The 12,630-nt window shown below is 36.8% G+C and carries 13 protein-coding genes; 2 read left to right on the forward strand and 11 right to left on the reverse strand.

Translation table 11 applies throughout. The annotated features are described in order from the left end of the window. Positions 1-103 precede the first annotated feature (103 nt). Positions 104-1,462, reverse strand: a complete 1,359-nt coding sequence (locus tag BLT48_RS08435) for a M23 family metallopeptidase (protein WP_089977231.1) — start codon at positions 1,460-1,462, stop codon at positions 104-106. 550 nt (positions 1,463-2,012) lie between these two features. On the opposite strand from BLT48_RS08435, the gene BLT48_RS08440 reads away from it, so the two are divergent. Together BLT48_RS08440 and BLT48_RS08445 are read left to right on the forward strand one after the other, a co-directional pair. Further along, positions 2,013-2,210: a hypothetical protein gene (locus BLT48_RS08440; protein WP_007723259.1), complete on the forward strand. Its 198-nt coding sequence runs from the start codon at positions 2,013-2,015 to the stop codon at positions 2,208-2,210. Positions 2,211-2,231: 21 nt separating this feature from the next. Continuing rightward, a complete protein-coding gene (locus BLT48_RS08445) occupies positions 2,232-2,879 on the forward strand; it encodes a TIGR01906 family membrane protein (RefSeq protein WP_089977234.1) in 648 nt (215 codons plus the stop codon). A gap of 313 nt (positions 2,880-3,192) precedes the next feature. Here the strand turns inward: BLT48_RS08445 and BLT48_RS08450 are convergent, their stop codons facing one another. The 10 genes from BLT48_RS08450 to BLT48_RS14580 all read right to left on the reverse strand — a co-directional run bounded on the left by BLT48_RS08450 (position 3,193) and on the right by BLT48_RS14580 (position 12,590). Then, positions 3,193-3,483 carry a CC/Se motif containing family gene (locus tag BLT48_RS08450; protein WP_035020795.1) on the reverse strand — a complete coding sequence of 97 codons (291 nt, stop codon included), beginning with the start codon at positions 3,481-3,483 and terminating at the stop codon, positions 3,193-3,195. A gap of 209 nt (positions 3,484-3,692) precedes the next feature. Further along, positions 3,693-5,807 carry a heavy metal translocating P-type ATPase gene (locus BLT48_RS08455; protein ID WP_089977237.1) on the reverse strand — a complete coding sequence of 705 codons (2,115 nt, stop codon included), beginning with the start codon at positions 5,805-5,807 and terminating at the stop codon, positions 3,693-3,695. A gap of 138 nt (positions 5,808-5,945) precedes the next feature. Next, positions 5,946-6,152: a heavy-metal-associated domain-containing protein gene (locus BLT48_RS08460; RefSeq protein ID WP_007723234.1), complete on the reverse strand. Its 207-nt coding sequence runs from the start codon at positions 6,150-6,152 to the stop codon at positions 5,946-5,948. A gap of 95 nt (positions 6,153-6,247) precedes the next feature. Beyond that, positions 6,248-6,511 (reverse strand): hypothetical protein, encoded by a 264-nt coding sequence (locus tag BLT48_RS08465; RefSeq protein WP_007723231.1) that lies wholly within the window; start codon positions 6,509-6,511, stop codon positions 6,248-6,250. Positions 6,512-6,556: 45 nt separating this feature from the next. Further along, a complete protein-coding gene (locus BLT48_RS08470) occupies positions 6,557-9,019 on the reverse strand; it encodes a heavy metal translocating P-type ATPase (protein ID WP_089977239.1) in 2,463 nt (820 codons plus the stop codon). Positions 9,020-9,034: 15 nt separating this feature from the next. Further along, positions 9,035-9,484 carry a CopY/TcrY family copper transport repressor gene (locus BLT48_RS08475; protein WP_176944159.1) on the reverse strand — a complete coding sequence of 150 codons (450 nt, stop codon included), beginning with the start codon at positions 9,482-9,484 and terminating at the stop codon, positions 9,035-9,037. A gap of 175 nt (positions 9,485-9,659) precedes the next feature. Next, positions 9,660-10,661, reverse strand: coding sequence for a type I glyceraldehyde-3-phosphate dehydrogenase (gap, locus tag BLT48_RS08480; RefSeq protein WP_035020800.1), 1,002 nt, complete (start codon positions 10,659-10,661; stop codon positions 9,660-9,662). Positions 10,662-11,019: 358 nt separating this feature from the next. Continuing rightward, positions 11,020-11,646, reverse strand: a complete 627-nt coding sequence (locus tag BLT48_RS08485; protein WP_089977244.1) for a YdhK family protein — start codon at positions 11,644-11,646, stop codon at positions 11,020-11,022. A 602-nt stretch (positions 11,647-12,248) separates the two neighbouring features. After that, a complete protein-coding gene (locus tag BLT48_RS13885) occupies positions 12,249-12,419 on the reverse strand; it encodes a hypothetical protein (protein ID WP_007723223.1) in 171 nt (56 codons plus the stop codon). 18 nt (positions 12,420-12,437) lie between these two features. Continuing rightward, complete coding sequence (locus BLT48_RS14580) at positions 12,438-12,590, reverse strand: type II toxin-antitoxin system RelE/ParE family toxin (protein ID WP_439328946.1); 153 nt, start codon at positions 12,588-12,590, stop codon at positions 12,438-12,440. Positions 12,591-12,630: the final 40 nt, after the last annotated feature.

Here is a 12,630-nt window from a genome sequence, read left to right on the forward strand (position 1 = left end):
CCTTAATCTCCTTCTTATAAGTTACTTTCTATTGCTCAACTATCTAGGCAAACTTACTTATAATTGATTACCTACATAATTGAGAGGTACTTTTATCCTATTTCTATAAGGCTAAGTACGGCGCAGGATCTACTCGTGTGTTGTTGTCGTAAACTTCAAAGTGTAAGTGAACGCCTGTGGAGGCTCCTGTTGTCCCCATTGTTCCTATCTGCTGACCTTGTGATACTAGTTGTCCAGGGGAAACTAACAAACTACCTGCCTTCATATGAGCATAAAGGGTTTGAAACCCATTCCCATGATCAATTTTCACGTAGTATCCCCATGAGCTATGGTACCCAGCTACTAGCACTGTGCCACTTTTAGCAGCTACTATTTGACCGCCCCCAGCAAAATCAATTCCACCATGTAACTTACGCTCGCCAGTAATCGGGTGGATTCGATAGCCAAATGGTGAGGTAGTATAGCCATTGCTCGGGCGAATAAAATCAGAATTACTGGCTTCCAAAGGTATTTCATTAGATGAAGGATTCTCAGAACCAGCAAGTGAAGAATTAGTAGAGCTGATAGAGCTATCTTGTTTGTTAACGACTAAACTTTCTTCTTCAAATTCTTCAGACATGATTTCACCAGCAGAATCTTCAGCTGCTTTTTGAGCCGCTGCTTGTTTCGTCTTTTCTTCTTCAATAATTCTCTCGCGCTTTTCTTCTAATTCGCCTGATAACATACTGGTTTGGGCAGCAACTGCTTGTTGCTCTTTGACAAATGCTGTTTTTTCCAATGCTGTCATATCATAAGCTGCAGCCACTTTAGTAATTTTGTCATCTAGTTCTGATTTTTGAGCTACAAGATTACTTTTATTTACTTCAATACCACTTTTTAATGTTTCAATTGCCAATTTCTCTTCTTCTGCTTTTTTTTCATTTTTTTCGAGAAGATTCTTATCATTTTCTTGAACAATAACGATTTCTTTATTAGCCGTTACCAATTGGTTAACAATGCCTATACGACCAACCAAATCTGTGAAGGTTCCAGAAGAAAATACAACATCTACTAGATTGGAGACATTACCATCTGTTTGTACTGCACGTGCCTGAGACTTTAATTTTTTTTCGCGTTGTAAAATAAGTTCTTTCAAGGAATTAATTTCTGTTTGCAACTTTTCAATTTTCCATTTTGATTCTTCTAAATTTTTTTCTTCTTTTTGTAATTGTAGAACAAATCCGTCAATTTTCAGCTGTAATTGTTTCACATCTTCCGTAAGAGTTTCTTTTTCTGTTTCTAAACTGCCTAGTTGGTCTTCTTTTTCTTGAATGTCACTATTTATCTGAGTCGACTGCGTTTCAAGTTCTTGTTTTTTCTGCTCTAATTGCTCTGTCGTTTCTGCATTTACTGTAAGAGGTAAATAACTTGAATTTATCATTAAAGCAGCAACAAACACACCGGCTAATAGTCTTTTTTGCATATGTACCTCCAATAAGTATTTTTATGGTTTCATTTTTGATCATAGGCTTAAAATTATGTATTGTGTCAAGATTATACAAATAGCCTTTATAAATTATTTATCCTTATACCAAGGGGTATTTCTGTCTATTTCTTCTATTTAAAGTAGTCTTCTATTGTATTTTAAAAGTTCTTACATTAGAGACTATCTATTGAATTTTCCAGATTAAGTACGTCTTTTTTTATTTGATTATAATTAAAAAAAGAGTCTTTCAAAAAAATTGATTACGACAACTAAAAATTACAATGACTATTATTCACTCCCTCACCTTTCCTATTATAGTCATAAAATAGTTTATCCTGGTGAACCCTTTATTCATTTGCTTCCCTACTTCACCACTATACAATTCAATTGTGTGGAAGTTATGTAGTTACTATAAATTTCCTTTCTACATAACATCCACACAATGATTTGTTATTCTATAATTGTTAAGAGCTTATAGTACCTTAAAGGTCAAACATATTACTTAGCTCTTTATTTAACTTACTTGATAAAAGAAAGGATGATTTTAATGGAAACGATTTTATTTTTTATCATTATGATTGTTGGGCACGGATTAATGATGTTTATGATGCCTGGAATGCATGGGGGGCATGGAAAAAAACATAATCATGGCGAAAAATCTTCAGATGATGTAGAACTATTAAAAACAGAAAACGAAGAATTAAAAGAAGAACTGCACGCAGTAAAATCAAAATTAAACAGATAATAGATACGAGGTTTACTAACCATGAAATCAACAGTCATTTACTTATTGGGATTTTTTTGTCTATTCTTTTTCATTCTTTCAGTATCAATTGCCATTACCATCAACTTTACACCGCTATACACATTTGATATCACTTATCTGAACATAGCAGATGAAATTGGAATGACAAAAGAGGTTATATTAAAGAATTACGGTGTATTAATAAATTACTTGAATTTTCCTTGGATAACGGAGCTTAAGATGTCTGACTTTCCAAGTTCTGAAAAAGGCTTATTTCATTTTTTTGAAGTGAAAAAGTTGTTTTTGCTTGATTACGTTACCTTAGTAATCTCCGGTATCGGATCCATTTTATTTCTAAACTATCTAAAAAGAAAAAAAGGAATGTGGAAACTTGTTCGTTTCTTTCAGTGGGGATCCATCATACCGCCACTATTGATTGTCACTTTATTTATCAATTTTGATACACTATTCGTCTTGTTTCATAAAATATTTTTTAACAATGATGCTTGGTTATTCAATCCTAGCACCGATCCGATTATATTAGCTTTACCCGAAGCATTCTTTATGCATAGTCTTATATTGGCATTTGGAGTAATCGAATTTTTGTTTATAATAGGGTATTTCATTTCAAAGAAACAATGGGTAAAATACGAAAAAAAGACTCCTTGAATATATCAAGGAGTCTTTTACACTGGTTTCTCTGCGTACGAATTTATTACAAGTATTTTTATCAAAAGAATTAATTGTGCTATTAAGTTGATTAAACAAAAAGATTACACCTAGAAATCACTCTATAATTGTAGTGTCAAAACCAACATTAAGAAGAAACAAGATGTACTCAGTCGTATCATCAAAATTTCAAATTTTGAAAACTTATTACTTATTTTCCAAGCGTATTTGTTAGTGATTCAAAAGTCATGGTTTCAATTAGATGGATAACTTATTCATATTATTTTTGCATCGCTGAGATAGCCATAAAATATCACTGAACCCTTAAACCCTCTATATGTATAGAGGAAAAAATAGATTTGCCCATCATAGACAAATGCAGCTCGTTCTTCTTCAAGGGCAAGCCTTTAGCAAGATAAATAAAAAGACTATTTTGTTGAATCAACAGATAGTTGTTATTTTGAGGATTTTTATATGAAATATTCACATCTTCTGCACTCACGCAACAGGTGCGCGTTGCTTTAAGTGAAACAGTTATTACCGTCCGATTTTTCTTCTTCATCCACTCTTGTACTGCCTCATCCACTTTAATAGATATAGCCATTTTTCTATCACTATCCTTTTTTAGACTAATCAGGATTTTATCTAATTATACCGCAAATAATTTGGCCGTTAAAATAGACCAATATAAGTTAAGGAGAAAGTAATTTTATATTGCCCCAATAAAAAGAACACATCTCCGGATCCGTTACACTGGTAGTGCCAAAACCACTATTAGTAGGAACTGAGACGTGTTCATATAAACTATTTACTTTATACTGCTTTTTTTTCTAATCGTAAAGTCATCGCGTTAATGGCCACGATAACTGTTGAAATTGACATTAGGACAGCTCCGAAAGCCGGTGCTAACGTAATCCCTATCGGTGCTAAGATACCTGCTGCTATCGGGATAGCGATAAAGTTATAGCCGGCACCCCAAATTAGGTTTTGTTTCATCTTACGCGTTGTTTTATTGGCTAGTTCGATAAACGATTCAATGTCTCCCGGATCGGACCGAACTAAAACGACATCAGCTGAATCAAGGGCTACCTGAGTACCTGCTCCAATAGCCACACCAACGTCAGCCAAGGCTAGTGATGGGGAATCATTCACGCCGTCACCTACCATGATCACTGTCTTGCCTTCTTTTTTCAATGATTCAACTAAATCATATTTGTCTTGCGGAGATTGGTTTGCTTTATAGTCGATTCCCAATTCTTCTGCAACCCCTTGAGCGGCTTTTTCATTATCACCGGTAGCCATAATGGGCTTGATACCCCTAGCTTTCAATACTTCCATAAGTTCTTTACTAGTTGATTTCAATTCATCCCCTAAAGCAACAGCACCGATAGCCTCCCCTTCTTCAACTAAAAGACTAACCGTTGATCCTTTTGGAATCTCAAAATCAACTTTCTGTCCAAATGCTTTTTGACTGATTAATTCATAGCGACGTCCATTTGCTTCACCTTCAACCCCAGCACCGGATACTACATTGATAGAATCAAAGTTAATCGGTTTAACTTTTTGTTTTTCAGCAAATCCTACGATTGATTGCGCAATTGGATGGCTGGATCCTCCTTCGATGCCGGACATTAAGGCAAGCACTTCCTCTTTACTATAGTCTTTACTTAACGATTCCGCATTTAAGACTTTAAATTCCCCGGAGGTCAATGTTCCAGTTTTATCTAAAATCATTACATCAGCCTTTGTAGCCAATTCCAATGCTTCACGGTCTTTGACTAATAATCCGTGGCTTGCACCTAAACTGGTACTTCGTGAGACAACAAGAGGAATCGCTAACCCTAAAGCATGTGGACAAGCAATTACTAAGGTGGTTACCGTAAAGATAATGGCGGTTTGTACATCGGTTATAAACAGCCAGACTATAAAGGCAATCAAGGCTACAGCTATAGCAACATAAAACAACGAGCTTGCTACTTTTTTGGCAAGATTCTCTGCTCGAGAGGGTTGGCTTTGTGCCTGAGCAACTAACGTTTGTACTTGGGAGATGAACGATTTGTCGCCGGTTTCTTGTACCTCAATATATAAGACACCTTCTTGGTTTGTTGACCCCCCAATTACTTGGTCTCCAGCATTTTTTTCAATCGGTTTCGATTCACCAGTCAAAAGAGCTTCATTGACTCGTGATTGTCCTCTTTGGATCACGCCATCTGCTGGAATATTTTCGCCAGCCTGAACGCGTATAACATCCCCCACTTGCAGTTGGGATACAGGACGGGATTCGACAGCATCATCTTCCAAAACAACATATGCATCTTTCGGTACTAATTCAGCAAGGGACTTCTGAGCATTTCCAGCTTCTCCTAATGCTTTCATTTCAATCCAGTGACCAAGCAACATAATTAGGAGCAGTGAGGCAAACTCAAAGAAAAAGTCCATCATGTGTTCACCCGTAACGTACCGAGCGATAACGGCATAAACACTGTATAAATAAGAGACACCTATCCCTAGTGTAATGAGCGACATCATTCCTGGATCTTTTTGTTTAAACTCATCAATAGCACCCATATAAAAGGGTTTCCCACCATAAATTATCAATATGGTAGATAATACAGCAGCCAGGATATCTGAATAGAGAAACGAAATTTGAAATGGCAGGCTAATGCCCATCATTGGAGTCAGTAACATAACAACGATTCCAAGTGGCAGAGATTTTAAGAATATGGCTTTAAAACTTCCATGATGATGGTGTTCGTGACCACTATTTCCGGCATGTCCCTCATGATCATCGTGAGCCATCTTGCTATGATCCATTTTACTGTGATCCATCTTGCTATGATCCATTTTACTGTGATCCATCTTGCTATGATCCATTTTACTGTGGTCTATATGTTCATGATCTGGCTGTTTCCCCTTTTTGTCATTCATAGCTCTTTCCTCCTTTAAAATAATACCCCTAAGCAAAATAATCCCGCTTTTCCTCTATTTCTATACTGTTAGAGGAAAAAAAGTAAGATTTACAAAAATCGTAAAAATAGTGAAGGGTGATATACCCATTTTAGCACCTTATCCATTTATTACAGAATATTTGGTATCAGAAAGAGCGGAGACAAGCTTATCTTTATCAATATCAGATTGGCTTTCAAGAACCGCTTTTTTATTCACCAAATCGATTGCAACTGACTCTACGCCTTCAATGGCTTCAAATCTTTCTTGCACTGTGTTAGCGCAACCTTCACATTTCATGCCTTCTACCAATACTTCTCTTTTCATAATAAATTCCTCTTTTCTTTTATTTTTTATTTCATTTCTTCTCTATTCTATATAGAAGTAGATTTAAATCTTTAGGAAGTTAAGGGACCACCGGACTACCCTAACTGAAAATTATAACGAATTTCTTTGCAACAGTGACAATCAATCGATTCAATGACTCTCCCTAATAAATAAGGAGTATCAGATAATGACGTCAGAAAATCAAGCTGAGAACTACTCTTTTGTCTATGAACAAAGACTATTTTTTTGTGTAAACTATTGAAGACTTTTTCAACAGTTGATTTAGATATAATCTTCTTTTCTATTGTATCTGAGCATTTCTCACATTCTATTCCTTCAATAATCAATCCTGTCTTCATATTTATACTCCCTATCAGTACTATTTTCGTCAGCTATTTAGCTAGTTACTTAACAGAAGAAGGTTTGAATCTTTTTAATCGTAATGCGTTTATTAGTACAGATACAGAGCTAAAGCTCATTGCTGCGGCTGCAATAATTGGACTCAATAAAGGGCCTCCGAAGAGATATAGTAGTCCCATTGCCACTGGAATGCCTAATATATTGTAAGCAAATGCCCAGAATAGGTTTTCCTTGATATTTTTGATTGTGGCTTTACTTAATTCGACCGCTGTTGGAACGTCCATCAAATCACTTCTCATCAAAACAATATCAGCTGATTCCATTGCAACATCTGTACCGGAACCAATCGCGATACCAGTATCCGCTTGCGCTAAGGCTGGAGCATCATTGATACCATCCCCGACCATGGCAACTTTTTTACCTTCAGCTTGTAGTTTTTTCACTTCATTCGCTTTATCTTCTGGCAATACTTCACTCATTACACGATCGATACCAACTTGTTTAGCAATCGCTTCGGCAGTTCGTTTGTTATCTCCTGTAATCATGGCTACTTCAATACCCATTCTGTGTAATTTTTCAATGGCTTTTAAACTATTTTCTTTAACGGTATCAGCAACGGCAATAATACCGGCAATGTTTCCATCCTTCGCAATATACATGGGCGTTTTACCTTGATCAGCTAACTTATCTGAAGCTGCAGCTAATTTTTCCAACGAAATACGGCTTTCAGTCATTAGTTTTTTATTGCCAAGCAATAAATGTTGACCGTTAATAATTACTTCAATACCCAATCCAGGAATGGCCTTAAATGATTCTGTTTTAATTAATGCCAAGTTTCTTTCTTTTGCTCCATTCACAATGGCTTCACCCAGTGGATGCTCAGAACCTTTTTCGGCAGAGGCAGCTAAAATCAATAGGTCAGTTTCAGAAAGACCATTTGTAGTCACAATATCGGTTACCTTTGGTTTTCCTTCTGTAATAGTTCCTGTTTTATCAAAAATAATTGTCCCAATTTTATGAGTGGTTTCCAAAGCCCCACCACTTTTAATCAAAACTCCATTTTCGGCTCCTTTACCCGTTCCAACCATGATAGCTGTTGGTGTTGCCAAGCCCAATGCACATGGACAAGCGATAACCAGTACCGAAATCGTAATGGTTAAAGCAAAAATCCAAGATTCTTGTCCTAAGAAGAACCAGGCTAGACCAGCTAGAACAGCTAGAACTATTACAATTGGAACAAAAATACCAGAAATTTGGTCAGCTAATTTGGCAATCGGAGCTTTTGAGCCTTGGGCATCTTCCACCAATTTAATGATTTGAGATAAGGCAGTATCTTTCCCAACTTTTGTTGCTTTGTATTGGAAACTTCCGTTTTTATTAATGCTTGCACCAATAACGTTGTCGCTTGGTTTCTTTTCCACCGGCATACTTTCACCGGTCAACATCGACTCATCGATTGAGGTATTTCCCTCCATTACGATTCCATCAACCGGTAGTTTTTCACCGGGGCGAACAACAATAATATCTTCAACCTGAACTTCATCAATTGCTATTTCCATTTCTTGATCGTTGCGCAATACACGTGCTGTTTTTGGTGCTAGACCCATCAGTTTTTTTATCGCTTCTGACGTTTTACCTTTTGAAACTGCTTCGAAATATTTTCCTAATGTAATCAGCGTTAAAATGACAGCTGCAGATTCATAATAAAGAACCATCGTGAAGCTGGTATCGCCCACATAAATCATATAGGTTCCAAATAGACTATAAACAAATGCGGCACTGGTGCCGAGTGCAACAAGAGAATCCATATTTGGATGTCCTTTAAATAAGGTTTTGAATCCAACCGTAAAGAAACTGCGACCATAATACATGACTGGAAGTGTTAATATTAATTGAGTTAGAGAAAAGGTTATAGGAGACATCATTGGATCAACAATTTCTGGTAGTGACAAACCTAACATATGCCCCATGGCAATATATAGTAATGGTAATGTGAAAATAGCCGACATTAAAAATCTGTGCCACATCTCTTTAATATGCTGTTGTTTTTTTTCACGGTCCAAATCGACTGCTGCTGCAGAGTCGACTTCCTCATGAGCTTCATACCCAGCATCGGTTACGGCTTTTGTTATATCCGATACATTCAATACGGTTGGATCATACTGGACTGTCATTTTTTCAGTTGCCAGATTAACAGCTGAGTTGTTCACCCCTGCAAGTTTTTGCGTTGCCTTCTCAATGGTTTGTGCACAAGAAGAACAAGTCATTCCTTCTATGTTAAACGTCTTTTGAAGCGTATTTGGTTTCGCTGTATACCCTGCATCTGTTACAGCTTTTTGAATATCTGATTCTGTCAAAGATAATTCATTAAATTGGATAGTCATTTTTTCAGTAGCTAAATTAACATTTGCTGCTTTTACACCTGGTAACTTACTTGTAGCTTTTTCAATTGTTTGTGCACAAGAGGCACACGTCATACCCTCTATGCTAAACACTTTGCTTTCCATTCTTATCCCCCTCTGTTAGGAATGATGTAAGTGACATTCACATTGTCCCGTTACACATTCACACGGAACTACTTCCAAAGCGCTTTCTGATTTTTTCTGCAATAGTTCCATTAAACTTGCAATATCCTTTTTGCTCAGTGCTGCTTCCTCTACCAAATCAGCAATGAACTTGCCAATATGTTTGTTACAAACCCGAGAAAGGATATCTTCTGTGTATACATCCATACTCTCTTGCTCACTAACTTTCGCAGTGTAAATGAACTTTCTTCCTTCTGGAGAAGTAGCCAGTGCGCCTTTTTCAACCAAACGGCCTATCAACGTTTTGATTGTTGGGGCCTTCCATTGCATTTTACTCTCTAAAATTTCGATGATTTCTCGACTGGTCACTGACCCGTGTGCCCAAACAACCCGCATGACTTCCCATTCAGCGTCTGTAATTTTAATTTGGATATTCATCACCATTATTTCTCACTTCCCTTTTACGTTTACAATCGTAACCTACAACCATAGTCTACACTCGTAAACTATGGTTGTCAAGGAATTTTTATTGCGTCTCATATAAAGCATTAAAAATACCTATCTACCTTTAGATGATACACGCACCTTCCATATAGATACCAGGCATCAGATGAATAAGGAGTTAAACCAACTTCGAAAAGTGTTCTACAAGACGGATCATATTGCTTACAAAGCCATATTCGTTATCGTACCAAGCAACTGTTTTAACCAATTGTCCCCCATTTGCATCTAATACTTCTGTTAACGTTGCATCAAAAACGGATCCATGTGTATCCCCCACGACATCGGAGGAAACAATTTCATCCTCAGTGTACCCATATGAATCATTCGCGGCTGCCTTCATCACTTCGTTAATCTGATCAACGGTTACCTCTCTATCCAACACCGAGAACAGTTCTACAAAGCCCGCAGTAATGACAGGAACCCGTGTGGTGGTACCCGTAATGATCCCTTTAACCTCTGGAACGACTTTTCCTAATGCGTTGGCAGCGCCAGTCGTAACAGGAATGACATTTTGAGCACCTGCGCGACTTTTACGTCCCCCGGAAGCATCTTGCATGTTTTGTGTCGCTGTATAGGCACGCGATCCTGACATCAGGCCTCGTTGAATCCCAAACTCGTCCACTAATATTTTTGTCATTAAGGCTAAACCATTTGTCGTACAGGAAGCGGCGGAAATAATTTTGTCACTTGGACTCAAAATCTCTTGGTTGACACCAAAGACAACGACTTTCGTTTCTTCATCTTTAGTTGGTGCTGAAATAATTACTTTTTTAGCTCCAGCGTCTATGTGTGCCTGTGCTTTTTCATTAGTTGTGTAGAAGCCTGTACATTCCAAAACGATATCAATGTCCAAATCGGACCATGGTAGTTTTTTGGCATCCTTTTCTTCGAATGTTTTAACTTCTTTGCCATCAACCAGAATTGAATCGCCTCTTACCTCGATATCATAAGGGAAAATCCCATATGCAGTATCGTATTTTAAAGAGTAGGCTAAATCCTCATTATTTGTTAAATCATTTACTGCAACAACCTGTAGTTCTGAGTCCCTCAACTCTTTAATACGGCGAAATGCTAAGCGTCCAATACGACCAAACCCATTAATAGCTATTTTTATTGTCATTTAATCTCATTCCTCCTTTTTTCATTTTGATTACAATTGTAATCTGCTTAATAATTATAGATTACTCTTGTAAACTATAATTGTCAAGCTTTTTAATCCTTAGTTAAGAACAAAAAATTCGTTGTTCTTCAAAGACATTCTTTATCATAAATTTAGAATTTGTTTCATCGAAAGCCCAATTCGATAGGTCGAATCTAAATCTTACGTTAGTTTACGATTGTATTCCTTTGTATGCTCGCAGCCTATTCAGGTAAACAAATCACGTCAATAGTTCTTTTTGGAAAATTAAAAAGAAGAGCAGCTGAGAATTCCTCTCGGCTGCTCTTCCAATATTCTTTTTTAGATACATCCCTGTTTCTTACTCAGCAGAAAGCTCCGAGTCGGTTACCCATTTATGGTTCTCGACTTCCTCTCCACCCGTGGTTGGCTGGTAGTCAATCATGTATACTGTGGTGCTTTTAGCATCGTCAATCGTAGCCGTTGCGCCTTCCATGCCTTCCATGTGGTTGGCTTCCAAGGTTACCTCGTCTCCTGGTTCGAAAGGTTCCTCTCCTGCATCCGCAATCTCCTCGTGAATTACCCATTTGTGATTCTCTTCGCGCGGGCCGCCATTCGTAGGATCATAGGATACCTCGTAGGCTACAGTGTCAAAAGCGCCCACAATTGTTCCGGTAGCCCCTTCCATGCCGGCCATATGGTCGGTTTGGATAGTCACCGTGTCTCCAACTGTATAAGTTGGATTTTCTGCCTCTTGTAGACCTTCTGGTATTTCGCCAGAATCATCATGCATCATGCCTCCCATATCGTCCATACTTTCCGATTCATTCATCATATCAGACTCGGAACTATTTTCAACAGTTGGAGTACTGGATTGTTCACTTGTATCAACAGATTCTTGGTTGCCACTATCTTGGGGTGTGCAAGCAGCTAGCAGAGCTAAAGAGGATAAGGTTATTACCCCACTAATAATTTTCTTCTTATTCATAATCTACCTTCCTTTCGTTACGTCTGTAAACTTATACTGAGAGTCTAACTTTTTTATACGGAAAAATCAAATGATTCAATTTTTAGTAAGAATCGACTCAAATTAATTTTTTGATAAGTATTAAGAAAGTAAATGAAATTTTCGCCAAAATTTTAAAGTAAGCAAAAAAAATTAATTAATAGGATATTTGTTAAACTAATAAGCTATTAATGTAAGTATTTAAGTTAAGCTCTTTAGAACTTTTCTATTAAAATGCATTAATTTTAAGTTAAGAGAAACTTTTAGATGAGTTATATTTAGCTATTTTAGATAAAGAAGTTCACTACTGTTACATAAATATAGCTCATACAATACCAATAAAAAAAGAAACAGTATACTTACTGGAACGATTAAATGCATGAAATTACGTATAAACGTGTATCAAATAGAATAAGGGCTACCCTATCCTACTTTAATTACCTAACGAATCACTTTTTTTGTATAGGCTATTTTTAGGAAGCTCATCAATTTAAACGACGACTTCCAGTTTCAGATTTCCGCCTACAAATTCCACAATATCACTTAATATTTGTGTTTCCTTTTTTTACTCAAGAAATATAAGATCATTTTTTTCCAGTTAGAGTCGCTAATTCAGATTGAGTTAACTGTTTTTCTTCTCTAATTCTTAAAAGAATGTTTGCAGCTTGATAGCTAACTTCCGTTTCTTTCCATGCTTTAGCAAATTCTGGGACACCCTTTTGGGTATCAAAGTAGTGTTTTAATCTATTTTCCATCGTTTTCACCCTTTCTTCCTAGGTAGTCTTTACGATACTCTTTTGATTTAGTAATTTCTCTTGAAGGAGTTTTTTTGTGAAACCATGAGTAATAGTATACTTGCTATTGCTCTTATGGAAATATAAACACCTAAAAATATTGCTTGAGAATTTTACTTTAAGTAGGATTATTCAGTCCTTTAAGACATTATTCCATATTGACTATCGATAA

Source organism: Carnobacterium viridans, assembly GCF_900102725.1.
Classification (GTDB): Bacteria; Bacillota; Bacilli; order Lactobacillales; family Carnobacteriaceae; genus Carnobacterium_B; species Carnobacterium_B viridans.

Coding starts and splice junctions, on each gene's coding strand:
- BLT48_RS08435 (WP_089977231.1), bottom strand. CDS start 1,462: ATGCAAAAAAGACTATTAGCCGGTGTGTTTGTTGCTGCTTTAATGATA.
- BLT48_RS08440 (WP_007723259.1), top strand. CDS start 2,013: ATGGAAACGATTTTATTTTTTATCATTATGATTGTTGGGCACGGATTA.
- BLT48_RS08445 (WP_089977234.1), top strand. CDS start 2,232: ATGAAATCAACAGTCATTTACTTATTGGGATTTTTTTGTCTATTCTTT.
- BLT48_RS08450 (WP_035020795.1), bottom strand. CDS start 3,483: ATGGCTATATCTATTAAAGTGGATGAGGCAGTACAAGAGTGGATGAAG.
- BLT48_RS08455 (WP_089977237.1), bottom strand. CDS start 5,807: ATGAATGACAAAAAGGGGAAACAGCCAGATCATGAACATATAGACCAC.
- BLT48_RS08460 (WP_007723234.1), bottom strand. CDS start 6,152: ATGAAAAGAGAAGTATTGGTAGAAGGCATGAAATGTGAAGGTTGCGCT.
- BLT48_RS08465 (WP_007723231.1), bottom strand. CDS start 6,511: ATGAAGACAGGATTGATTATTGAAGGAATAGAATGTGAGAAATGCTCA.
- BLT48_RS08470 (WP_089977239.1), bottom strand. CDS start 9,019: ATGGAAAGCAAAGTGTTTAGCATAGAGGGTATGACGTGTGCCTCTTGT.
- gap (WP_035020800.1), bottom strand. CDS start 10,661: ATGACAATAAAAATAGCTATTAATGGGTTTGGTCGTATTGGACGCTTA.
- BLT48_RS08485 (WP_089977244.1), bottom strand. CDS start 11,646: ATGAATAAGAAGAAAATTATTAGTGGGGTAATAACCTTATCCTCTTTA.
- BLT48_RS13885 (WP_007723223.1), bottom strand. CDS start 12,419: ATGGAAAATAGATTAAAACACTACTTTGATACCCAAAAGGGTGTCCCA.